25 protein-coding genes and 1 pseudogene are annotated in these 19,918 nt (G+C 63.2%); 14 read left to right on the forward strand and 12 right to left on the reverse strand.

The genetic code is table 11. The annotated features are described in order from the left end of the window. Nucleotides 1-58: 58 nt before the first annotated feature. Complete coding sequence (locus NLM33_RS44775; protein WP_254105024.1) at nt 59-1,459, reverse strand: carotenoid oxygenase family protein; 1,401 nt, start codon at nt 1,457-1,459, stop codon at nt 59-61. 107 nt (nt 1,460-1,566) lie between these two features. On the opposite strand from NLM33_RS44775, the gene NLM33_RS44780 reads away from it, so the two are divergent. Together NLM33_RS44780 and NLM33_RS44785 are read left to right on the forward strand one after the other, a co-directional pair. After that, the gene (locus NLM33_RS44780; RefSeq protein WP_254105025.1) at nt 1,567-2,298 is read left to right on the forward strand and encodes a TetR/AcrR family transcriptional regulator; all 732 of its coding nucleotides are present in this window, start codon (nt 1,567-1,569) and stop codon (nt 2,296-2,298) included. Between the two features lie 247 nt (nt 2,299-2,545). Continuing rightward, nucleotides 2,546-3,106, forward strand: coding sequence for an SET domain-containing protein (locus NLM33_RS44785; protein WP_254105026.1), 561 nt, complete (start codon nt 2,546-2,548; stop codon nt 3,104-3,106). Here the strand turns inward: NLM33_RS44785 and NLM33_RS44790 are convergent. The 3 genes from NLM33_RS44790 to NLM33_RS44800 form a co-directional block, all read right to left on the reverse strand. Further along, nucleotides 3,103-3,726, reverse strand: coding sequence for a bifunctional 2-polyprenyl-6-hydroxyphenol methylase/3-demethylubiquinol 3-O-methyltransferase UbiG (locus NLM33_RS44790; protein WP_254105027.1), 624 nt, complete (start codon nt 3,724-3,726; stop codon nt 3,103-3,105). The genes NLM33_RS44785 and NLM33_RS44790 overlap by 4 nt on opposite strands. A gap of 151 nt (nt 3,727-3,877) precedes the next feature. Next, complete coding sequence (locus NLM33_RS44795; RefSeq protein ID WP_254105028.1) at nt 3,878-4,276, reverse strand: hypothetical protein; 399 nt, start codon at nt 4,274-4,276, stop codon at nt 3,878-3,880. A gap of 34 nt (nt 4,277-4,310) precedes the next feature. Further along, nucleotides 4,311-4,541 (reverse strand): hypothetical protein, encoded by a 231-nt coding sequence (locus NLM33_RS44800; RefSeq protein ID WP_254106166.1) that lies wholly within the window; start codon nt 4,539-4,541, stop codon nt 4,311-4,313. Between the two features lie 503 nt (nt 4,542-5,044). Between NLM33_RS44800 and NLM33_RS44805 the strand changes: the two genes are divergently transcribed. Continuing rightward, on the forward strand, nt 5,045-6,085 hold the full coding sequence (locus tag NLM33_RS44805; RefSeq protein ID WP_254105029.1) for a S9 family peptidase: 1,041 nt from the start codon (nt 5,045-5,047) through the stop codon (nt 6,083-6,085). 92 nt (nt 6,086-6,177) lie between these two features. Here the strand turns inward: NLM33_RS44805 and NLM33_RS44810 are convergent, their stop codons facing one another. Further along, nucleotides 6,178-6,660, reverse strand: a complete 483-nt coding sequence (locus NLM33_RS44810; protein WP_254105030.1) for a MarR family winged helix-turn-helix transcriptional regulator — start codon at nt 6,658-6,660, stop codon at nt 6,178-6,180. A gap of 556 nt (nt 6,661-7,216) precedes the next feature. Here NLM33_RS44810 and NLM33_RS44815 point away from each other — a divergent pair. The 3 genes from NLM33_RS44815 to NLM33_RS44825 all read left to right on the forward strand — a co-directional run bounded on the left by NLM33_RS44815 (nt 7,217) and on the right by NLM33_RS44825 (nt 10,618). Beyond that, complete coding sequence (locus tag NLM33_RS44815) at nt 7,217-8,719, forward strand: porin (RefSeq protein WP_254105031.1); 1,503 nt, start codon at nt 7,217-7,219, stop codon at nt 8,717-8,719. A gap of 326 nt (nt 8,720-9,045) precedes the next feature. Continuing rightward, nucleotides 9,046-9,867 (forward strand): helix-turn-helix domain-containing protein, encoded by an 822-nt coding sequence (locus tag NLM33_RS44820; protein WP_254105032.1) that lies wholly within the window; start codon nt 9,046-9,048, stop codon nt 9,865-9,867. A gap of 85 nt (nt 9,868-9,952) precedes the next feature. Continuing rightward, nucleotides 9,953-10,618 carry a DsbA family oxidoreductase gene (locus NLM33_RS44825; protein WP_254106167.1) on the forward strand — a complete coding sequence of 222 codons (666 nt, stop codon included), beginning with the start codon at nt 9,953-9,955 and terminating at the stop codon, nt 10,616-10,618. 3 nt (nt 10,619-10,621) lie between these two features. Here the strand turns inward: NLM33_RS44825 and NLM33_RS44830 are convergent, their stop codons facing one another. From NLM33_RS44830 to NLM33_RS44840, 3 genes are all read right to left on the reverse strand, one after another. Beyond that, nucleotides 10,622-11,812: a GNAT family N-acetyltransferase gene (locus NLM33_RS44830; protein WP_254105033.1), complete on the reverse strand. Its 1,191-nt coding sequence runs from the start codon at nt 11,810-11,812 to the stop codon at nt 10,622-10,624. A 302-nt stretch (nt 11,813-12,114) separates the two neighbouring features. After that, the gene (locus tag NLM33_RS44835; RefSeq protein ID WP_254105034.1) at nt 12,115-12,441 is read right to left on the reverse strand and encodes a hypothetical protein; all 327 of its coding nucleotides are present in this window, start codon (nt 12,439-12,441) and stop codon (nt 12,115-12,117) included. A gap of 140 nt (nt 12,442-12,581) precedes the next feature. Continuing rightward, nucleotides 12,582-12,986, reverse strand: a complete 405-nt coding sequence (locus NLM33_RS44840; protein WP_254105035.1) for a hypothetical protein — start codon at nt 12,984-12,986, stop codon at nt 12,582-12,584. Between the two features lie 157 nt (nt 12,987-13,143). On the opposite strand from NLM33_RS44840, the gene NLM33_RS44845 reads away from it, so the two are divergent. Together NLM33_RS44845 and NLM33_RS44850 are read left to right on the forward strand one after the other, a co-directional pair. Further along, nucleotides 13,144-13,374 carry a hypothetical protein gene (locus NLM33_RS44845; RefSeq protein ID WP_254105036.1) on the forward strand — a complete coding sequence of 77 codons (231 nt, stop codon included), beginning with the start codon at nt 13,144-13,146 and terminating at the stop codon, nt 13,372-13,374. 57 nt (nt 13,375-13,431) lie between these two features. Beyond that, nucleotides 13,432-15,418: pseudogene (locus tag NLM33_RS44850) on the forward strand (pyrroloquinoline quinone-dependent dehydrogenase). A gap of 51 nt (nt 15,419-15,469) precedes the next feature. On the opposite strand, the gene NLM33_RS44855 reads toward NLM33_RS44850, so the two are convergent. Continuing rightward, nucleotides 15,470-15,712 carry a PilZ domain-containing protein gene (locus NLM33_RS44855; protein ID WP_254105037.1) on the reverse strand — a complete coding sequence of 81 codons (243 nt, stop codon included), beginning with the start codon at nt 15,710-15,712 and terminating at the stop codon, nt 15,470-15,472. A gap of 201 nt (nt 15,713-15,913) precedes the next feature. On the opposite strand from NLM33_RS44855, the gene NLM33_RS44860 reads away from it, so the two are divergent. Further along, the gene (locus NLM33_RS44860; protein ID WP_254105038.1) at nt 15,914-16,207 is read left to right on the forward strand and encodes an HdeA/HdeB family chaperone; all 294 of its coding nucleotides are present in this window, start codon (nt 15,914-15,916) and stop codon (nt 16,205-16,207) included. A gap of 1 nt (nt 16,208) precedes the next feature. On the opposite strand, the gene NLM33_RS44865 is transcribed toward NLM33_RS44860, so the two are convergent. After that, a complete protein-coding gene (locus NLM33_RS44865; RefSeq protein ID WP_254105039.1) occupies nt 16,209-16,673 on the reverse strand; it encodes a PaaI family thioesterase in 465 nt (154 codons plus the stop codon). Between the two features lie 352 nt (nt 16,674-17,025). On the opposite strand from NLM33_RS44865, the gene NLM33_RS44870 reads away from it, so the two are divergent. The 3 genes from NLM33_RS44870 (at nt 17,026) to NLM33_RS44880 (ending at nt 18,078) form a co-directional block, all read left to right on the forward strand. Further along, nucleotides 17,026-17,319, forward strand: a complete 294-nt coding sequence (locus tag NLM33_RS44870) for a hypothetical protein (RefSeq protein ID WP_254105040.1) — start codon at nt 17,026-17,028, stop codon at nt 17,317-17,319. A gap of 77 nt (nt 17,320-17,396) precedes the next feature. Continuing rightward, complete coding sequence (locus NLM33_RS44875) at nt 17,397-17,627, forward strand: hypothetical protein (protein ID WP_027526271.1); 231 nt, start codon at nt 17,397-17,399, stop codon at nt 17,625-17,627. Nucleotides 17,628-17,727: 100 nt separating this feature from the next. Further along, nucleotides 17,728-18,078 carry a hypothetical protein gene (locus NLM33_RS44880; protein WP_254105041.1) on the forward strand — a complete coding sequence of 117 codons (351 nt, stop codon included), beginning with the start codon at nt 17,728-17,730 and terminating at the stop codon, nt 18,076-18,078. A 9-nt stretch (nt 18,079-18,087) separates the two neighbouring features. On the opposite strand, the gene NLM33_RS44885 is transcribed toward NLM33_RS44880, so the two are convergent. Both NLM33_RS44885 and NLM33_RS44890 read right to left on the reverse strand, forming a co-directional pair. After that, nucleotides 18,088-18,321 (reverse strand): hypothetical protein, encoded by a 234-nt coding sequence (locus NLM33_RS44885; RefSeq protein ID WP_254105042.1) that lies wholly within the window; start codon nt 18,319-18,321, stop codon nt 18,088-18,090. A 190-nt stretch (nt 18,322-18,511) separates the two neighbouring features. Then, on the reverse strand, nt 18,512-18,700 hold the full coding sequence (locus NLM33_RS44890) for a hypothetical protein (protein WP_254105043.1): 189 nt from the start codon (nt 18,698-18,700) through the stop codon (nt 18,512-18,514). Between the two features lie 150 nt (nt 18,701-18,850). On the opposite strand from NLM33_RS44890, the gene NLM33_RS44895 reads away from it, so the two are divergent. Together NLM33_RS44895 and NLM33_RS44900 are read left to right on the forward strand one after the other, a co-directional pair. Then, a complete protein-coding gene (locus NLM33_RS44895; RefSeq protein ID WP_254105044.1) occupies nt 18,851-19,159 on the forward strand; it encodes a hypothetical protein in 309 nt (102 codons plus the stop codon). Between the two features lie 356 nt (nt 19,160-19,515). Then, a complete protein-coding gene (locus NLM33_RS44900; RefSeq protein WP_254106168.1) occupies nt 19,516-19,752 on the forward strand; it encodes a DUF2798 domain-containing protein in 237 nt (78 codons plus the stop codon). The last annotated feature ends 166 nt before the right edge of the window (nt 19,753-19,918 follow it).

A 19,918-nucleotide genomic window follows, 5' to 3' on the forward strand; every position in this document is an offset into this window, starting at 1 on the left:
GCGAAAATGGATTCCGGGCTCGTCGCTTCGCTCCGCCCGGAAATGACGGAAGTGGGACCTACGCCGCTCCGACCCAATTGCCGTGAAACCCGTCGGGCACGCGGTGGCCGAGTTGTACGAGCGCGACGGGGCCTGCCTCGACATCGGTGGCGTTGAACACGGCGAGATCGCTGCGGTTCTCGCGGGCGCGCCAGACCACCGCGAGCAGCCAGCCCTCGCCTTCCGCGGCATCCTTGGCACGCTCGACGAATACCGGCTCGGAGATGCTGTCGCCGGCCGGCAGCAGGTAATGGCCGAGGCGTTTTCCCGCACCATCGACATGCACGATGCCGGACAGCGCGGTGAACATCGGCAGTCGTGGGTTGGCGCAGGCGTACCAGCCGTGGCTCGTCTTCAATCCTGCGCGACGATCATCGACGCGCGGGAATTCGCCGGTGAGATCGTCGAGATAGGTCTGCTGGAAGCGGTCGGTATTCCCGGTGAGATCGAACGTCCAGCGGCAATGCCGCGCGAACGATTTCTCGGGATTGGTCGGCCTGCCGTCGGGATGCGGAAACAGCGGCGCCTCCTCGAACTGCATGACGTCGGCGACGATGCGGTTGCCGTCCTCCCAGGCGTTCATCACGTGGAAGACGTAGCAGGCTTCGGCGCGGAACCAGACGATGTCCTCTGGCCTGCCGTTGCGCTTCATCACGCCGACAAAGGCACCTTTCTCAGGCTCCCAGGCGTAGGGCGGCCGGCCCTTCATCGCACGCTCCATGCTGCCGGTGATGGGCAGGATCGGAAACAGCACGTGGTTCTCGGTAACGATGAAGTCATGCACCATGCTGGCATAGGGCGCCTCGAAACGCGCAAAGCGCGTCGCCTTGCCGCTGGCGTCGATCGCGCCGTAGGAGAGGGTGGGCGTGAGCGGGCCGCTCGCATTGTATCCGAAGAACACCATCTCGCCGGTTGAGGGATCGATCTTCGGATGTGCGGTGAAGGGGCCGGCGACGCGGCCCTGGTAGTTGCAATAGCCGCGCGTTGTGAGCGTGCCGGGCTCGATCTCGGTCGGCAGATGACCCTCTTCGAGCGCGAGCAGCTTGCCGGCGTGGAAGATGACGTTGGTGTTGGCGACGCCGCCGTCGGTCAGGTGCGCAGGCGCATCTGGCAATTTGCTGCCGAAGCCCTTGCCGAAGAATGCGCGGCCGGCATCATGCTCGGCCTGCCATTTCGGGGTGCGGACCCAGCGGTTGCGGTAGCTCGCGCGACCATTCTCCAGGTGGAAAGCGTGCAGCATGCCGTCGCCGACGAACCAGTGCGCGCCGGGTACGTCGAACTGTGGATTGGGACCGTTGCGATAGAGCGTCCCGTTCAATTCGCGCGGCAACTCGCCGACGACCTTCAGGAACGGCGCGTCGGCCTCGAACGGGATGGGCGCGCGATTGGGCGGCACCTGGCTGAACACATCCTGCTGCATGGCGGATTCTCCCTGATCTTTACATCGTAAAGATAAGGTAGTGGCGAGCCGGGCGCCGGTCAAGCGAAATCTTTACACTGTCAAAATGACGTCATATAACGCCAGTCATGGCCAAGACCGAAACCATCCGCCGCGCTCGCCCCAGAAAATCGCCGTCATCCGCCGCGAAGGAGCGGCCGCGCCGCGCCGCGAGTGCGAAGGCCGAGACGCCTTATCACCACGGTGCGCTGCGCGAGGCGCTACTCAAGGCGGCCGAGCGCGTGCTGGAGCGCGACGGCCTCGGCGGCCTCACGCTGCGTGCGGTGGCGCGCGAGGCGGGGGTGTCGCATGCCGCGCCGACCCATCATTTCGGCGACCTCACCGGTCTCGTCAGCGAGCTCGCCGCGGTCGGCTTCCGCCAGTTCAATGCGGCGATGGCCTCGGCCTGCGATTCCGCGACGACGTCACTCGAGCGGGCGCTGGCGCGACCCAAGGCCTATGTCGCCTATGCGCAGGCCCATCCCGGCATGTACGGCATCATGTTCCGCACCGAGCGGCTCGACTATTCCAGGCCGTCGCTGCACGAAGCCGCGGAGGCCTCCTTTGCGGGGCTTGCCAACGCCATCGGCGCGATGCGCCAGGAGCAGATCAGCCGCGATACAATGACGCTCGACCAGGCGGCAGCGATCGCGCGCGCCTGGTCGATGGTGCACGGCTTCACCATGCTGCTGCTCGACGGCCGGCTCGAGGATATTTTGGGGCGGTTGCCGAATGGCACCACGGCCGAGCAGCTTCTGGAGGCGATCCTGAAGTCGACGGTGCCGAAGTGGCCAGTTGAGAGCGGCGCAGCGAAAGGCTAGCGCGTCGCGAGTTAGGTACTGCCGAAGGATTGGGCGCCGGCCCGATCAAGCGCGGCGCTCGCGATGAGCAAAATCACGGCGAATGTGACACGCTTCATGATGAGGCCCTCATGCCGCGGAACTCCCCTCATTCAGACGTGTTCATTGTGGGGAAGGTTCAAACGGGGCCTCGAGACACCTGACATGGCCGCGGAATCGTTCTAGAAGAGCGCCTTCGCCTCGTCCCGCGTTGTCACTTATCTCGATCATGTCAGCCATATCGTCGAACAAACCCTATCGCGTCGGCCGCTCCAAGACCGGACTTGGCCTCTTCGCCACCAAACCGATCAAGAAGGGTACCCGGATCATCCGCTATTTCGGACCGATCCTGGACTGTCGGATCCCGGAACAGGACGACATCGAGAACAAATACCTGTTCGAGCTCAACGGCCGCTGGACCATCGACGGCTCGGTGCGCAAGAACGTCGCGCGATACATCAACCATTCCTGCCGGCCCAACGCGGAATCCGACGTGCGGCCGCGCGAGCGCAAGGTCTTCATCCGCGCCATCAAGAACATCGAGGCGGGCGATGAGATCAACTACGACTACGGCACCGACTATTTCAAAGCCTATCTCAAGCCGATCGGCTGCAAGTGCGCCTCCTGCGAGACGAAGCGGAAGAAGCTGCGCGCCGAGGCGCGGGCCGAGCGGGCCAAGGTGAAGGCGCGCCCCGCGCGCAAGGCCAAGAAGACGGGCGCGAAGGCTGGCGCCAAGAAGAAGCTCAACGGCCACGCCTTCGGCAAAGCGAACGGCCGCGCGCGGGCTTAGGTCGAGTTCGCCTTCACCAGCGCAATGGTGCTCCAGCTGACGCCGGCGGGACGGTTTGCCGCCTGGATCGATTCCGAATGCACGTTGAGCATCAGCTGCAGGCCATACGGCCGTACCAGCTCGGTCGTTTCATCCGGCGAAACCTCGAACATGCGCCGGCCGGGTGGCACCGGGCCGTGACGCAGAGTCATGATGACCATGCCGTCGTCTGCGACCCGCGAGGCGAGATTCGGCATGGCGCGGCGACGCTGCTCGATGTCGAGATGCATCCAGACCGCGGTGAGCATCACCAAGTCGAAGGTCGCGTTGCGGCGGCGCAGGAGCGCAAGATCGGGCAGGCTGTCGTTCAGCCATTCGATGGCGGGCGAGGGATGTCGCGCAATGGCGCCCAGCCGCAAGGCATCGGTCGGCTCGACCGCGACAACGTGATGGCCCATGTCGGCAAACCACGCCGCATCACGTCCCGTGCCGGCGCCGATGTCGAGCACGCGACGCGGCGAAGAGGGCATGAGGTGCAGCACCGCGCGATGGGCGTCGGCGGACCGAATGTTCTCATAGCGCGTGAAAAGTTCGCCTGCTTCTTCTGCATAGCCTTCGGTGCCGCTGACCGGTTGTGACATCGCGCCATCCCTTCGGATCCGTGCGATTGTTGGCAGCACGGGCGGAGCGAAGCAATCGGCTTCTCCGTCATTCCGGGGCGATGCGTAGCATCGAACCCGGAATCTCGAGATTCCGGGTCTGGTGCTGTCGCACCAGCCCGGAATGACGGTGTCACGCTGTCACAGCGCCACCGCTCTTCCGCAGCCCCACATACTGCAACTCCGCGAAAACGCCCGTCGCGATCGCCTGGGCGACGACCATGAGCTCGCCGGCAAGGTTCGGCGACACCGCACCGGAGAACAGCAGCGCGATGCTCGCGGCCGTCCAGGCGGCGTTGCCGACCACGACGAGGATGACGAGCGCTTTCGGCACCGAGCTGCGCGAGGCAAGCCATCCGACCAGTGCGGCATAGGCGATCAGGAACAGGCCGGTCTCCCGCAGCAGCGTCTCGGGCAGATTGAACAGCGAGGCGAAGACGCCGGCGCCGAAGGCAAGGCCGATGGCCGAGACGCCGCTGAAGATCGCGTCGGCGAGCAAGGCACGGCGCAGGAAGGTGGATGCGAAGATCATGGTCGTTCTCCTTCTGTGGGCTTCGGGGTGAAGATCAGCGCAGGCCGTGCCAGCAGGCGCGAATGATGCGTGCGAGACGAAACGGGCACAGGCCTTTTCCCACGCTGTGCTCGAGCGCCAGCACCTGCGCGACGACGAAGTCGCCGGTCGAATGCATCAGCGGTTCAGGCATGTTGAGGCTGCGCGCGAGCATGCGGGCTGCAAGCTTCACTGCCCAAGGCAGCAGGGTGTCGGCAACGGTCCGGTAGAGAAGCAACGCGATCATGGTCATCTCCTGTTGCCCGGAAAGATGAGCCACGGCCCTGCGCAATTCGATTAGCTCGGGGGTAAGAAAGACGCCTGTTTCTGGATATTTCTCAGATGTTCGACGCTGTCGCCCAGGACGTAGTTCGTCGCTTCAGGCTGATTGGGATGCGCTCGCGCTGAAGATCACAAGGGTCCCGGGCATCAGCGTGTTCGCCCGCAAGGGTGTCGGTTTCTTCGCAGTGTCCGTGATTTTACGGATATCCGCCATCATGGGCGCCTCGACAGTCACGGCCAAATACGGATCGCATCGCGGCATAATCGAATTAAAGTTGTCATGACATAAATTTCATGCATGTTGCCGCGGAGCCAAAAAAGGGACACGGCGGATCCTAACTCAGAACCCGACCGGCTCAACAATCATGATGGTGGCGCGCATTTTGCTCGTGTCTCGTGCAGGCGAGTGGTGACGAACGAGCCAGATGGCGTTGAGGGGAGCGGTCGAATGAGCACCGCGGGTTGGGTATGGACGGTGATTTGTGGCTGCGGGCATCCTTGAGCGACGCGAGCGCTGGCCTCGCACGCGTGCGAAACAGTGCTGCTGCGTTTCTTGAGGAATTTTCTGCTTCTGCTTCCAAAGAGAAGAAGGAGCATTGGATTCTCAATTGGATGACGGCTGGTGATCGGCATCGCGCATCGGCCGAACTCGCAGCCAAGGACAACCTGCCGGATAGAGCCAGTGAATTCTGGCTTTGCGCCCTGACTGCGTTTGAAGTGGCGAGACAACTGGCTTGTCCGGAGAATTCATCCGGCGCCGTACTTGCGGACAGGATCGAGGGGAGTCTCAGAAGCTTTGAATCTTGTGCGCCTGATCGGGTGGAGCGAGTAGAGATCGAGCTTTTCGAGGGAGTGCTTCTTGCCGGGTATTTTCTGCCGGCGGCGCGTTCCGAACAACCGGCACCTGCGGTCATTTTCGTTAGCGACGAGGAGTCTCCGGCCGAGTCGATCGTGAGTCGGCTATTGCCCGCCGTCAACGATCGTAATCTGTCGGTTCTCGTCGTGAGCGGAGACGATGCATCAAAACATCGTCTGTTCAAGCCCGAAGCCTTCTTGGCGAGTTGGCTAAATTATCTGGAATGCCGATCGGACGTTGATGCCGGCCGAATTGCTGTCAGCGGCGAGAGAACGGCCGCCGGCTATGCAGCGCGGATCGCCGCATCCGATCGCAGGATAGTGGCCGCCGTATGCGACGGCGGCCTTTGGGCATCGCTCCGACATCGAGCCAGCGTGGGCTGGATGACGGGAATATGGGACACGGCCGGCGATCGTACGCGAACGTCAAGTCTGCAGTTGGTCCGCCGAATGCGGTGCCCGGTCTTGATCGTTGCGGGTAGCCGAGCGCTGTTCGACCAGCAGAGCGCTCTTGAGCTGCAAGCCGACTGCAAGCTTGCCGGATTGGATTGTTCCGTTGCAGTACATCAAGCCTCTGGCGAGCTTGAGAATTTCGTCACAAAGGACGACCTCGTTCTTGATTGGCTTGAGCGGAAGCTGCGGTCACGCGGGTAGTTTGAGTCAATAAACTACCTGTAGCCAAAGAAGCTCAAATCGAACGGCTGCCGGCTGTGTAACTCCAAAGCCTCGTGCGTTGCTGCCCCTGATCACGAGATATCTATGGCTAGCAATCTGGACGCCAACCGCGCATTCTTCGCAATCGTCGTCAGCGCGACGTTGATGTCTGCCAGGGTTTTCTCGTCGAACTCGTTGAACATAGTCGAGTTTAGAGCAAGCTTCCTCTTGGCGAGCTTCGCAATTTCAGCTTGTGCCTTGGTGGTAAGAGACATCAAGACGTAACGTGCGTCGTCTGCACGAGTCGCGCGCGACAGGAAGCCGTCCTTCTCGAGACTCTTCGTCTGATTGGTGACGAACGCCGGATGAATCCGCAACTTGTTCGCGACATCGATTCCAGCCACGCCCTGTCCCCCATCATCCAACTCGTCGATGGCCATCAGAATCAGCCATTGCGGTTCCGTGATGCCGAGGAGTTCGGCCCAGCTCTTATGGATCTCCTCCAATTGAGAGTGGATCTCCACCACATTCCAGATGAAATCCTTGATTGCCCGGTCGAGGTTTCTCTCGATCATTTTGAGTTCCAGCGAGGTTGGAGGCACCACAGCCTTTTAACTAGCTACTCTACTGTCATCTCAAGTGATTTTGCTCTCAGATATTTGTTATCCACGGAGGTAAAATGCCCGATTTTCGCGGCTAGATAGCGGCAAGCATCGGCCTGAATTGAGACTTGCAAATATTAATTGATTGAGATAATTATCGTCACGGTTACGGGCAGTGCGAACTCTTCAATAAGGGGTTCTGAAACACCGCTCGTTAAACCTCCAAGGAAACCCTCGGGATGCCCCCCGAGGGTTTTTTGCTTTTGATCTCGGTACGAAATCGGCTCAAATCCCTCGAATTCGGTGGTGTTGCACTCCTACAACAGCTCGTCACGAACAGTCGATTGATTGAAACAATTAATTGAGGCGATTGTTTTGGTGAATTATATCGAACTTAACGACGGAGGGGGGCACCTCGAAGTCGTTTCCGCAACCGGAGACCGGGGCGGGCGAATGGGGAATTGAGGGGCCGGAGGCCGCGATCTTCGATCGCGTCCAAGTCGCCCAACACCAACTTGGAGGTAAGCAAATGAAATTGATGAAGAGCCTTTTGCTCGGTTCGGCGGCGGGTCTGATCGCCGTGGGCGGAGCGCAGGCAGCCGATCTGCCCGTGAAGGCCAAGGCGGTCGAATACGTGAAGATCTGCTCGCTGTACGGCGCAGGCTTCTACTACATGCCGGGCACTGATACCTGCATCAAGTTCGGTGGTTACACGCACGGCACGGTGGCGCTCGGCACCAACAACATGTACGGCTTCGCCGGCGGCGTCACCGGTGCAAACAACCGTCTGAGCAACTACTACACGTCTCGTGCCCGCTTCGATATGACCGTCGACACCCGCACCGCGACCGAGTATGGCGTTGTTCGCACCTACGCCGATTTCGCTCTCAGCTGGGTGAGCGGCGGCTACGCGGGCGGCGCCACCGCCCCCGCCCTGACCGCATATGACACCAGCACCGCAGTCTCGCTCGGCCTGTACCACGCGTTCGTCCAGTTCGCTGGCTTCACCTTTGGTCGTACCGCCTCGGTGTTCGACGCTCCTTGGACGGGTTATCCGGCTGGCGGTCCCGATACGCTCCCGGGCGGCAGCAACCAGGTCATCGGCATCAACCAGGCTACCTACACGGCAGACTTCGGTCAGGGCATCACCGGTTCGATCTCGTTGCAGGATGCGGTTTCGCAGACCCAGTCGAACCTCTGGAACCTGTCGGGTGCGACCGCTGGCGGCATGATCGCCGGCACGTATGGTTCCGCCGATTGGGGTGGCTCGCGCTCTCCGGACATCGTCGGTGCCATCCGCGTCGACCAGGCCTGGGGTCTGTTCCAGATCTCCGCGGCGGCGCATGACATGCATGCGGCCTACTACGGCGCGACTGAGACGACCGGTCACCCCGACGACAAGTGGGGCTGGGCAGTTCAGGCGGCGTTGTCGATCAAGAACATCCCGACCGGACCTGGCGATACCATCAACTTGACGGCCGTCTATACGGATGGTGCGACCAAGTACAACTTCCAGACTTTGTTCCCGCAGTCCTTCGCGATCTACAGCGGCACGGGCCTCGCCGGCGCCTATCAGAGCGTCGGGATCGCCGGTCTGGCTGATGGTGTCTTCACCGGAACGTCTGCCGCCAATGGCAGCTCGATCGAAAGCGTGAAGACCTGGGGTATCCGCGGTGGCTATACGCACAACTGGAGCCCGACCTGGGCGAGCGGCCTCTACGGTGCGTATGCTCAGCTGAAGTATGGCAGCAACGGCGCCGCGACGATCTGCGCCAACGCCGGCACCCTGCTCGGCTTCGTCGGCACCTGCAGCCCCAACTTCAACGTTGGCATCATCGGTACCAACCTCGTCTGGACTCCGGTGAAGAACCTGGCCTTCACGGCGGACGTCAACTGGACCCATCTCGACCAGAAGTACTCGGGAACGTTCACGAGCCCGGCGGTGGCCTCGATTGCCAAGCCGGCAGCTGTGTACGAGGCGAAGGATCAGGACGCCGTCAGCGTTCGGCTCACCGCTGCGCGCAACTTCTAAGATCGATCTTTCGACCGATCAGAGAACCCCGGCGGGCAACCGCCGGGGTTTTTCTTTGCGGCTTATGTTCGAGCGGAACGGGTCTTTCTCGGGATCAACTGCCTCAGGCTAGGACTGCAATCCGCATGTCGGTCGCAGATTGGCTTTGGCTTCGGCTTCGAGTCGCTGCTCACTGACCGGAAGCTCGCGAAAGCCGCCGCAGACAGCGCGGAGTGAGTTCTTGCGAATCAGCTCGCGGGTTCGGACCTGCCTAGCCGCGCGCTCGCGCAATTCCATTACCCCTGGGGTAATGGAAGGGCCGAAATCCGCATGCTACGTTTTTGACCATGAACGCATATGCATCCGCCGCGCAGGCCGAGCGCGCCCAGCCTATCCATATCGGCGACCACTTGCGCGAATGGCGGCAGCGCCGCCGCATGAGCCAGCTCGATCTCGCAGGCGAAGCGGAGATCTCGGCGCGGCATTTGAGCTTCGTCGAGACCGGCCGCGCGACGCCCTCGCGCGAGATGGTGCTGAGGCTTGCCGAGCGGCTCGATGTTCCCCTGCGCGAGCGCAACGTGCTGCTGGTCTCGGCCGGCTACGCGCCGGCCTTTCCGCAGCGCCCGCTGGAGGATCCGGCCTTGAAGTCAGCCCGCCAGGCGATCGACCTCGTTCTCAGGGCGCACGAGCCGAACCCGGCACTCGCCTATGACCGGCACTGGAATCTGGTCTCGGCGAATCGCATGGTGGCGCCGCTCCTGGCTGGCATCCCGCAGCGGCTGCTCGGCCAGCCCTTCAACGTGCTGCGACTCGCCTTCCATCCCGAAGCGCTCGCGCCACGCACCGTCAATCTCGCCGAATGGTGCGGGCATCTGCTGGAGCGGCTGCACCGGCAATGCGAGGCGACCGCCGACCCCGAATTGATCAAGCTCTACAATGATCTGAAGAGCTATCCGATTCCGGCACGCTCCGCGCCGCTGTCGCACGACAATGTCGCGATTCCCTTCAAGCTGCGGCATGAGGGCGAGATACTAAGTTTCTTTTCCACCACCATGGTGTTCGGCACGCCCGTCGACATCACGCTGTCGGAGCTCGCGCTGGAGACGTTCTTCCCGGCGGATGAGCGCACGGCCGAGCGGCTGAAGCAGATGGCGGCCAGAATGGGCTAGCGCCCTTGCCTCGGGGCTCGTTCGGCTTATCTTCCGGCGGAACCGATGGTCCGCCCGAAGGAGATCGCCCATGAGCTCACCTAACATGAGCACGCTCAAGCCGCTTCAGATCGACGTCGTCTCCGACGTGGTGTGCCCCTGGTGCTATATCGGCAAGCGCCGAATCGAGAATGCGCTCGCGCTGGTGCCGGATGTGCCGGTCGAGCTCAACTTCCGCCCGTTCTTCCTCAATCCCTGGGTGCCGCGCGAGGGCATCAGCCGCGAGGAATATCTGACCAAGAAGTTCGGCTCGGTCGAGGCCTATAAGGGCATTGCCGGCCGCGTGGTCGCGGCCGCAGGCGAGGAGGGGCTGACCTATCGGCCGGATCTCGTGCAGCGCCAGCCCAACACGATCGACTGCCATCGGCTGATCCATTGGGCTGAGGCTGCCGGCAAGGCGCCCGAAATGAAGCAGCGGCTGATGGAGCTCTATTTCCGCGACGGCGGCGATCTCACCGAGGTGAACGTGCTGGTGCAGGCGGCGGCCGATGTCGGGCTCAATGCGGACGACGTGCGGCGGCGGCTTGCCACCGACGAGGACGTCGCCCTGATCTCGGCGCAGGCGCAGGACGCCGCCGAGAAGGGCATCTCCGGCGTGCCGACCTATGTCTTCGCGCAGAAATACGCCGTCTCCGGCGCGCAGGATCCGAATCTGCTCGCGCGCGCGATCCGCCAGGTGTCGGAGGAGATCAACGCGCAGGCGGCGGAGTAGACGTCACCTGCGAAGCAGGTGAAGCGCTCGCCGCGCGATGTCCAGCGCGGCATTGCGCGCGACGAGTGCCGCATGGATCAACGCCGCCATCGCATCATTCCGCCGCAGTGGAATCAGCACATCACCGATTGCAAAACGGCCGCGCCAGATCGGGTTGATCATGGGGTGATCGACGCTGGCGGTGGAATCGGCGCTCGTGATGGCCGGATCGGCGCAGAGATGGCGGGTCAGCTCGACGGTGAGCTGCACGCCCGGCGAATACCTTGCAAAGCGCTCGTCGATGCCGAGCTTGAAGAAGAAGGCGCGGTCGCGATGGCGCAGCACGATGCCGGCGGCAATCGGCGTTTCTCCGGCGCGCAGGCTGATGATCTCGCATTGACCGGTTTCGGCGAGCGCAGCCGCGGCACGGCGAATGAAGGTGGCATCGCCTGCATGCTGGATCAGCGCGGTCCCGCGCTTGCCTTTCCAGCCGCCCGCCTCGAGTCGCAAGAATGTTTCGAGCGCTGCTTTAACCGCGTCAGGCGTGCGCGCAACTTCGAACGTGACCGGACCATGCTCTTCGAGCCGGTGCCGCTGGCGCCGAAGCTCCTTGAGCTTCTTCGTCCCGAGCGCCTCGCGCAGCAGCGCATCGCCATCCTGCGTCGCATCGAGACTGGCGCGCACGTAAGAACTCAGCACGCGCGGCTTCAAACCGTCGCGAGACAAGATTGCAGTCAGCGATTTCATCGCCGCACCGTCAAGCGCGACGTCGCGCAGGATCAACGTGTGGGCGCCGGCATCGCGCGCTTGATCGAGCAGGCGCGTCGCGGCTTCGCTCGCGGTGTCACGATCAAGCAGCGGGCTGCACAGCGTGCCGTAGGGATGCGCGCTCACCAGCGCGGGCAGGGGGATTTTCCAGGCGCGCCATAGCGAGACGACCGGCAGCAGCCCGATCAGTTGTGCAGATGGGCTCAGCGCGCGCAGCGCCATTGCGCCGGTGCGGCCGCGGGCCGTCGCGCTGACGGCGAGCACCCAGGGTGGTAGATAATAGCCGTTCGGCTCGATCGCCTGCGCGCTGAGCGCCTGCCATTGCCCCACCTCGACGGACGCAAGCGGGACGAGCGGCTCAGGGTCGGAGAGGTTACGGGCGCGCGGAGCCGTGGCATCGCTTGCCGATGCGCTCTTGACCGCAGCTCGATGTGCGATATCGACCACGTTCCGTCGTTCCCCGTTCACGCCGCCCGGGCCGGAGTCCGAGCCGCATCACGGCTCATGCTTAGCGCAAACATTGGAAAATACCGTTGGCGCAAGGCTTCAATTCGAGCGGTAGTGTTAACGTCCCGTTGACCACATCCGCGGCAAGCCGCCGGATGCCGCCCTGTTACTGGTCGGCCGGCACAAAATGATCCAGGTCGGTTAAGCCCGCCTGACCGGGCCACCATCAACCAATGACGCAAAAACGAAACAGGACCGGACGACGATTGTCGTCCGGTCCTTTCCGATTCCATGCGACGGAACTAGTAGCGATCGTCGCCGACACCCACGCCTACACTAACGCCCGGCGTGCGAATGCCGACGCCCGCGCGCGGTTCGTCCCAGTCGCGATAGCTGCGTCGCTCATAGTAACGCTCGCGCGGCATGTAGCCGTAGGAATCGCGGATGATCACGCGCGCGCCGTTATGGGTGCGCCAGCAGCGGCCGGCGTCGTCGCAGACGAGGCGCACCTGCTGCACGAGATCGGGATTGGCGTATTCGCTGGTCGCGGAGATGTCGGTAGCCTTCGCGACTCCTGTCGCGGCCAGGGCCCCGACGCCTGCCAGCAGCGCAATCATCGTTGTCCTCATCAGTCCTCTCCGTGGCAACTGCCCTCGGGGTGACAAGAGTGGGCGTGCGCATTCGTTCCGGATGTTCTTGCGGGTTTTCCCGGAACATGACCGTTGTTCTGGGGAACATGATGACGTTGAGCGGAAGACGAAGCTGTTTCCTAGATCGGCTCGTAGGTTTCGGATCCGCAGATGTCGTCGGCCTCTGCGCGCCGCCGGTCGACCATCTTGCCGCCGCTGATGGTCACGACATAGGTCTGGGTGCCGAGCGCGGCGCCGGTCGCCGATGTGAGCTGCGCGCGGACGCAGGACGTCCAGCCCGGTCCGCGGACTTCGTGATCGGGTGGGGCGACCTGCACCTCGCGCGGATATGACGTCGCCATGAAGACGAATTCGATCTGCTCGTGAACGATTTTTTTGACGTCTGGTGGCGGTTCGGGAGGCGGCTGCTCGGCGTCTTTCATGCGCATGAATTCGGGCACCGGCGCGCGGCTGTCGGCAAAGCCGCAGGCGCCGAGCGCCAGCGCGCCGGCGAGCAGTGCCGCATGAGCAACGATCCGTAGCATCCGTGAAGATCCCCCGCGTCCCGACAGATGGGTACGAAGACTGCCGATCGAAGCCCCCCTCGATCAACAATTGCTGAGCGGGACCGAACGGCCGGCGGGGATTTGCCAATGAGGCAATGCAGGCTAGGTTGATACGCCAGGTGGGAGGGATTGACGGATGAGGATTTTTGTCGTCGCGGTGATCGTGCTGGCATGCGTTGCCGCGCCTGCGCAGGCCCAAATGGGCGGCCGGCGCCACGGCAATGACGGCCCCAAGACCGAGAAGAAGGCTCCCGAGGTCGACGAGAAGGCGTACAAGGCAGCCCTCGATCGCATTCCCGATCCCAAGGAGAAATACGACCCGTGGGGCGGGGCGCGCCAGACCGAGCCCGCCAAGAAGCCGAAATAGCACCGGGCGAGCCCGATGATCCGCCTCTGTCATCTGGCCGGCCTGCTCGCGGTCCTGATGCTTGGGCCAAGTCCGGCCTCCGGCTGGGAGTTTTGGGGCGGCGACGCCGGCGGTCAAAAATATTCAGCACTGAAGCAGATCACGCCCGACAATGTCGGCAATCTCGTCCGCGCCTTCGAATATCACACCGGCGATCTCGTGACGCGCCCGAGCGAGGTGATGAAGCGGACGAAATTCGAGAGCACGCCGCTGTTCGTCGAGGACAGCCTGATCTTCTGCTCGCCCTTCAACGAGGTGATCGCGCTCGATCCCGGCACGGGCGCCGAGAAGTGGCGCTACGATCCGAAGATCGGCACCTATTATCGCCCCGCAAACCGTTTCGTCTGTCGCGGCGTCACCTATTGGGTGGACGACCAGGCGCCGGCGAATGCCGCGTGCCGCGCCCGCATCTTCATGGGCACCAACGATGTGCGACTGATCGCGCTCGATGCGCGGACCGGAATTCCCTGTGCCGGTTTCGGCGACAAGGGCGAGGTCAGGATCGACGTCGGCATGAAGCTGGAATGGCCCGGCGAATTCCAGATCACCTCGCCGCCCGCGGTCGGGCGCGGCGTCGTCGTGGTTGGCTCTGCGATCGGCGACAACCGGCGCGTCAACGCGCCGGCGGGAACGGTGCGCGCGTTCGACGCACGCAGCGGCCAGCCGCGCTGGAGCTTTGAGCCTCTGAAGCACGACGGCATCGAAGCCGGCCACGCCAATGTCTGGGCGCCGATGTCGGTGGACGAGGCGCGCGGACTGGTGGTCCTGCCGACATCCTCGCCGTCGCCGGATTTCTGGGGCGGCAGGCGCCCCGGCAACAACGAGCACGCCAATTCGGTCGTAGCCCTGCGCATCGAGACCGGCGAGCTCGCTTGGTCGTTCCAGGCCGTGCATCACGATCTCTGGGATTACGATCTGCCGTCGCAGCCGACGCTCGCGCGCATCGACACCGGCGAGGGGCAGCGCGACGTGGTGATCCAGCCGACCAAGCACGGCTTCGTCTTCGTGCTCGACCGCGACAGCGGCAAGCCGGTGTGGCCGGTCGAGGAGCGCCGCGTTCCGCAAGGCGCGGCCGAGGGCGAAAAACCGTCGCCGACGCAGCCGTTCCCGACCCATGTGCCGGCGCTGACGCAGCAGACGATCTCGGTGGACGATGCTTTCTCGCTGATCCCCGGCATGGGCTCCGCCTGCGAGCGGCAGTTCGCGGCGGCACGCAACGAGGGCCTGTTCACGCCGCCCTCGACGCAAGGCACGCTTGAGTTTTCCGTTCACCGGCGGCGGGGTGAACTGGGGCAGCGCGGCGTTCGATCCCGGCAACCAGATCCTCTATGCCAACACCAGCCGGGTCGCACATCTCATCAAGCTGATCCCGCGCGCGGAGGCGGCCGGCTTCAATCCGCCGCCGGGCCATGATTTCGGCCAGCAGCAGGGCGCGCCGTTCGCGATGTCGCGTTCGGTGGTGATGTCGCCGATGGGGCTGATCTGCGTCAAGCCGCCATGGGGCGAGATGGTCGCCGTCGACCTCAAGGCCGGCAAGATCCTCTGGCGCTCCACGGTCGGCACCACCGAGGATCTCGCGCCGCTCGGCCTGCCGTTTGCGTGGGGCACGCCGCTCGTCAACGGCGTCGCGATCACGGCGGGCGGTCTCGTCTTCACCGGCGCGATGGATGCATACTTGCGCGCCTTCGATGCGAAAAGCGGACGCGAGCTGTGGCAGGGCCGGCTGCCCGTACCAGGCGTTGCCAATCCCATGACCTATCTCTGGAAGGGCGAGCAATATGTCGCGATCGGTGCCGGCGGCCATTCGGAAGGCGGCACGTCGATCGGCGACAGCGTGGTCGCGTTCCGCCTGGCGCGGGAAGGGGAATCGCCCTCGCTATTGTCGCGTACGCTCGATCGTCCCGGCGGCCGGTTCTGGGCGACGGTCGCCGTGCTGGTGCTCGTGGTGATCGCGCTCGTCATCGCCGGCTTTCGCGGGCGCGTGAGTCGTCGCAGGACGGTCTAGTCGCCCGGCGCGAAAGACGCGTTTTGCGAACCACGGTTCACAGCCTCGGCATTATTGTTCGAAGGCGAGACCGAGGCGTTTATCGTTGCGCCACACGGTGCGGCACTTGCGCACGAACAGATCGCTGGAGATCGACAGAGTAAACGACGGCGGCAGTAAAACGCGGCCGTCGAGGTCGATTGCAGCGCCGCTGCTCGACAAATTCCGCACCGTGCACGCAACGCCGCGGCTTTCAAAGCTGATCGTCCCACCCTTGAAAACCCGATGTCGCTGCGCTGCACGCTTCTCAAACATGTCCGTTAATCCAAACTGAGAGAGTGTAAATTACGGCATGAAAATTACATCGAACTAAATTCAATCTACGTCGTACTTGCCGGGCGCTTCATACTTCGTTTACGACAATGCGCGGCAGGCGCGGGCGTTGTGCTCGCGCTTCCCAGCGGCCTCGCGAAGAGGTCGATCAATTTGTGGCGCGCCTCGCCAATGGAGATATTGATGAAGACCACGATTTCGATTTTGTTCGCTGCCGCGCTCGCACTGTCGTCGGCTCCCGCCAACGCCACCAAGCTCGATCTGTCGACCATGAGCTGCAAGCAGTTTCTCGAGAGCGGTGATGACACCATCAAGCTGGTGCTGACCTGGATGGACGGCTGGTACAAGGGTGACGAGGACAACGCGATCATCGACACCGACGTGTTCGTCGACAACGCCAAGAAGTTCGGCACCTATTGCGGCAACAACCCGACGGTCAGCATCGTCACCGCCGCCGACGAAGTGCTGGGCAAGTAAACTACCCCGGCAGCATCGCAAACGCGCTCGAGACCATTGCCACCGGCTTGTTGTCGGTGGCGGACAACAGCGTGACGCGACCGAAGCTCATGGTGCGTCCGAGCCGCACCACCTTCGCATCCGCCAGGACGTCCGACGATGAGACCGCGCGCATGAAGTGCGTGGTCTGGTCGACGGTCGTCATCGGCCGGTAGCCGCGGTTGGCGGCGAGGATCGCGATCACCATCGAGGTGTCGGCGAGCGCCATCAGGGCCTGGCCGCAGACCACGCCGCCGCTGCGGCACAGCCGCTCGGAGAAGGCCATGCGCAGCACCGCGCCTGGCTGCCAGTCTGTATCGTTCGGCGGCGGTTCGTGGTCGATGCGCTCGACCGACAGGCCGAGATCCTGAACCCACGGCGCGAACACGTCGCCCAGCACGCGCCTCGCCTCCTCGATGCTGAATTCCGTCGTTGGCTGCACTGGCATGAATTCCGTTTCCCCCTGTTGCCCGATGTTTCGGCCATTCTGCCCGGTATGGCACGGCAAAGTCACCTCGTCCCGGGGGCTTCCGCCTTGGCTTGAAAATGCCCGACTTCGCCCCCTATGATGCCGCGCCTCGGAACAGGGTGGATGATGTTGCGGCGATTTGTCTTGGTGTTTTGCTTGGGCCTGGTCGGCCTTGCGCTGGGCGGGTGCACCAAATGCGGCCCGATCTGGGACGATTGGCTGCAATCGCCGAAATCCTGCAAATCTGACCGTTTCTAGCGGGTCGCGCGGGCATGCGGCGTCTCAGTTGACGACGCGCCGGCTCGACCCATCGATATCAAGGAGTGACACGATGAAGGTTTTCCGTATGGCGGCGCTGCTGGCTGTGATCGCCGGGCCGGCCTACGCGCAGAATGCGATGCCTCATATCAATATGTTGCAGGATGGGCCGAGCAAGACCGACGAAGAGAAGGCGGCCGATGCCGAGCGCGACCAGCGCTACAAGGAGACGCTGAGGAAGATTCCGGACGCCAAGGCCCCCAACAACGACCCCTGGGGCGGCATGCGCGCCGATCCCCCCAAGACCGCAGCGCCCAAGGCGTCGGCCGCAGCCAAGAAGACCAAGACCGCTCCGACCGCCAACTGACCGCGACAGCCGGCCGGACTCCTCTTCGCTCTCCAATCTCCCTATATTCGGGGGCGTATGGGTGAAGGAGTTGCGGCATGGTGTTTCGCCCGCGGGATCTTGCCGACCGGATGGCGCGCCGGCGCAAGGCGGGCGACGGCTATTTGCGCGAGACCTTCACATTGCCCCGCGAGGCGGCGAGGGCGAAGGCGCAGGCCTTCTTCGCCCGCTATCCGAAGGCCGGCTACATGAGCGAGGTCGAAAGCTGGCGCGAGCTGCCCGGCGGCGACATCGAGTTCACGATGCGGCGCCTGCCGAGCGCCGACTGAAGCGAGCGGCCCGGCTTCCAGCTTGCAGCAACTTTTAGTTTTTTTCGGAAACCCCGTTCAAAGCTTTGCGCTTTAGTGTCTCCTCTTTCAGGGGAGGGCGATGGCCCGGCACCGCAAAGATCTTGGCGCCCGCAGACATGTGCGGGTCGATCTCTACAGGCCCGGATTTCTGATTCCGGCGCCCGATGCGCCATGGATCGAATGCACGATCGTCGATGTCTCCGACGAGGGCGTGTCTCTCGACGTCGGTGCGTTGCCTGTGCCGAAAGTATTCGGCCTGTCGTTCACGACCGGCGGCGAGGTGATCCGGATCTGCATCCTGACCTGGCGCAATGGCGAGCACGTCGGGGCGCGCTTCGTACGTGCCAGGGACTTGCGGCGGAAGCGCCAGCGCGAGGCAGCCAGGGAGACGGCCGGGAAGGTGGAGGGCAGAGCGGCCGGACGCGGCTAACCTTTGAGCCTAATCAAAGGATTCCGCGACGATACGAATCCGGAAGACCGGTTGCTTGGTCTCGTCCAGGAGCTCCATGTGCCATTCGGAGTTCTCCTGCAATTTGCGGGCGATACCGGCGGCCATGTCGGCGCAGACATGGGTCATTTCCTTCCATGCGGCATCGCGGTCGGCGAATTCGCTGGCCTGTTCCGATGAGCCCGAATAGCGCCCGTTCCGGATCCGGAAAAAATAGAGCGGCATGGCTGGCACCGATCGGATAATGGCCGCGCCCCGAGGCCATGAAGGCGCGCAGTGCAATCCCAAACCGCAGGCAGATCAACTCCGGAACTCTACGGGATTCATGAGCAGCAAAGCTGTGTGGACAATGCGTATGACAGCGCACCACAGGGGGCACGGCGAGGCCTTGCCGACAATGTCCTCGCGACCGGTTTCAGGCCGTCTTGCGATCGATAGCCTTGAGTTCGCGGTCGATACGCAATTGCACGCGACGGATGGCAAGGAGATCAATCTTGGTCTCGGTCTTGCCGGTCTTGACCGTTTCGCCGATGCGGAATTGCCATTGCCAGACACCTTGTATCGCCGTCTTGGCCACGGTGAATTCGATGCCCCTGTGATTCATGGCCTACCTCCACGATTCACCCTTGGTTAACGTAACATGTTGAACGTCATAATATTCCCGCCGTCTGTCAAATTTGCCGCTAAGCCGTGGATAATGCAACGAAATCCTTGATGTCCGGGTGGCGTGAAACACGAGGGGATGTCGCGAAAGATGCTCCCCACGAATGGTGCGGCGCAAATTTCGGCTGGGGATGAGGGAACCGGTCGGCTGGCCGCGCATTGGCTGGGCAATGATTCATCCAGAGCCATTCGGCTCAAACCCGGCGGCCCGGCAACTCGTTCGGATTCCATGAAGCTGATCGTCGACCTCCTCAAGCGGGTCTGGCAGCGCGGCCGGCCCGAGACAGACGGCTACATCCTGCGCGCAAGCGAGGGCGACGACCGTTCGAGCATGGCAGATTTCGTCCGCATCCTTCAGATGCACGACCGGGAGGGCGGGCGGAGCAACTATCCGAATTGACCGCGCTGCCGCTGCTTGCGCAGGAACTTTGTTCATGGCCGGAGAACCACGGATTCCGCGAGCGACATGTCCGCGGACGACGCGCGGCGTGACGCGATATGCAGTGTGAATACGCAGCGCGTTGCGGCTTTCAGGTGCGGACGCTATGGCCTCGGCGAGGACGCTCGCCTGCGAGCGATGCGGCGAGGCGAGCGTGATCACCTTCTGGCGCTTTGAGGGACTGTCGAAACAGCCGCGTGGCTGCGGCGGCGATTCATCCGCCGAGCAGCGTTGGCACCCGGGTCGCATCGCGCGGTGAGATGAGCGCATGGCACGTGCCTTGCTCCGCTCGTGGCGGATTGGAGACAAGGCGCTTCATGCTCGGCATTCCCCGTCGCTACAGCCATTTTGTATTCGGCACGATCCAGTCCGGCCTGACCTGCCTGATCGCCGCCGCCATTGCGAGTTTGCCCGCGACCGCAGCACCCGACTTCGTCAAACACTGGCTCGCGTCCTGGTTGATCTCCTGGACCGCGATGCTGCCGGTCGTCCTCCTGGCCGCGCCTGCGATCAGATCCTTCTCGCTGCGGCTGACGCGCGAATCTCAGGATTGAGCACCGCGAAAAAAGCCCCGCCAGGGGAGAGCCGGGCGGGGCAGAAGGTTATTGGAGGCTGAGGTGCTGGGCTGCAACACCGTAGCCAAGCGAGGTTAACCCGCGCAGCTTACAGGGAGCTTACAGGCCGAAGCGGGCGATTGGCTCTTCAGGGCCGGATTGCCAA

The sequence above is a fragment of the Bradyrhizobium sp. CCGUVB1N3 genome (genome assembly GCF_024199925.1).
Classification (GTDB): Bacteria; Pseudomonadota; Alphaproteobacteria; order Rhizobiales; family Xanthobacteraceae; genus Bradyrhizobium.

Excerpts from the sequence above, each read along its gene's own strand:
- NLM33_RS44775 (WP_254105024.1), bottom strand. The coding sequence starts at position 1,459 with ATGCAGCAGGATGTGTTCAGCCAGGTGCCGCCCAATCGCGCGCCCATC.
- NLM33_RS44780 (WP_254105025.1), top strand. The coding sequence starts at position 1,567 with ATGGCCAAGACCGAAACCATCCGCCGCGCTCGCCCCAGAAAATCGCCG.
- NLM33_RS44785 (WP_254105026.1), top strand. The coding sequence starts at position 2,546 with ATGTCAGCCATATCGTCGAACAAACCCTATCGCGTCGGCCGCTCCAAG.
- NLM33_RS44790 (WP_254105027.1), bottom strand. The coding sequence starts at position 3,726 with ATGTCACAACCGGTCAGCGGCACCGAAGGCTATGCAGAAGAAGCAGGC.
- NLM33_RS44795 (WP_254105028.1), bottom strand. The coding sequence starts at position 4,276 with ATGATCTTCGCATCCACCTTCCTGCGCCGTGCCTTGCTCGCCGACGCG.
- NLM33_RS44800 (WP_254106166.1), bottom strand. The coding sequence starts at position 4,541 with ATGATCGCGTTGCTTCTCTACCGGACCGTTGCCGACACCCTGCTGCCT.
- NLM33_RS44805 (WP_254105029.1), top strand. The coding sequence starts at position 5,045 with ATGGACGGTGATTTGTGGCTGCGGGCATCCTTGAGCGACGCGAGCGCT.
- NLM33_RS44810 (WP_254105030.1), bottom strand. The coding sequence starts at position 6,660 with ATGATCGAGAGAAACCTCGACCGGGCAATCAAGGATTTCATCTGGAAT.
- NLM33_RS44815 (WP_254105031.1), top strand. The coding sequence starts at position 7,217 with ATGAAATTGATGAAGAGCCTTTTGCTCGGTTCGGCGGCGGGTCTGATC.
- NLM33_RS44820 (WP_254105032.1), top strand. The coding sequence starts at position 9,046 with ATGAACGCATATGCATCCGCCGCGCAGGCCGAGCGCGCCCAGCCTATC.
- NLM33_RS44825 (WP_254106167.1), top strand. The coding sequence starts at position 9,953 with ATGAGCACGCTCAAGCCGCTTCAGATCGACGTCGTCTCCGACGTGGTG.
- NLM33_RS44835 (WP_254105034.1), bottom strand. The coding sequence starts at position 12,441 with ATGAGGACAACGATGATTGCGCTGCTGGCAGGCGTCGGGGCCCTGGCC.
- NLM33_RS44840 (WP_254105035.1), bottom strand. The coding sequence starts at position 12,986 with ATGCTACGGATCGTTGCTCATGCGGCACTGCTCGCCGGCGCGCTGGCG.
- NLM33_RS44845 (WP_254105036.1), top strand. The coding sequence starts at position 13,144 with ATGAGGATTTTTGTCGTCGCGGTGATCGTGCTGGCATGCGTTGCCGCG.
- NLM33_RS44855 (WP_254105037.1), bottom strand. The coding sequence starts at position 15,712 with ATGTTTGAGAAGCGTGCAGCGCAGCGACATCGGGTTTTCAAGGGTGGG.
- NLM33_RS44860 (WP_254105038.1), top strand. The coding sequence starts at position 15,914 with ATGAAGACCACGATTTCGATTTTGTTCGCTGCCGCGCTCGCACTGTCG.
- NLM33_RS44865 (WP_254105039.1), bottom strand. The coding sequence starts at position 16,673 with ATGCCAGTGCAGCCAACGACGGAATTCAGCATCGAGGAGGCGAGGCGC.
- NLM33_RS44870 (WP_254105040.1), top strand. The coding sequence starts at position 17,026 with ATGAAGGTTTTCCGTATGGCGGCGCTGCTGGCTGTGATCGCCGGGCCG.
- NLM33_RS44875 (WP_027526271.1), top strand. The coding sequence starts at position 17,397 with ATGGTGTTTCGCCCGCGGGATCTTGCCGACCGGATGGCGCGCCGGCGC.
- NLM33_RS44880 (WP_254105041.1), top strand. The coding sequence starts at position 17,728 with ATGGCCCGGCACCGCAAAGATCTTGGCGCCCGCAGACATGTGCGGGTC.
- NLM33_RS44885 (WP_254105042.1), bottom strand. The coding sequence starts at position 18,321 with ATGCCGCTCTATTTTTTCCGGATCCGGAACGGGCGCTATTCGGGCTCA.
- NLM33_RS44890 (WP_254105043.1), bottom strand. The coding sequence starts at position 18,700 with ATGAATCACAGGGGCATCGAATTCACCGTGGCCAAGACGGCGATACAA.
- NLM33_RS44895 (WP_254105044.1), top strand. The coding sequence starts at position 18,851 with ATGCTCCCCACGAATGGTGCGGCGCAAATTTCGGCTGGGGATGAGGGA.
- NLM33_RS44900 (WP_254106168.1), top strand. The coding sequence starts at position 19,516 with ATGCTCGGCATTCCCCGTCGCTACAGCCATTTTGTATTCGGCACGATC.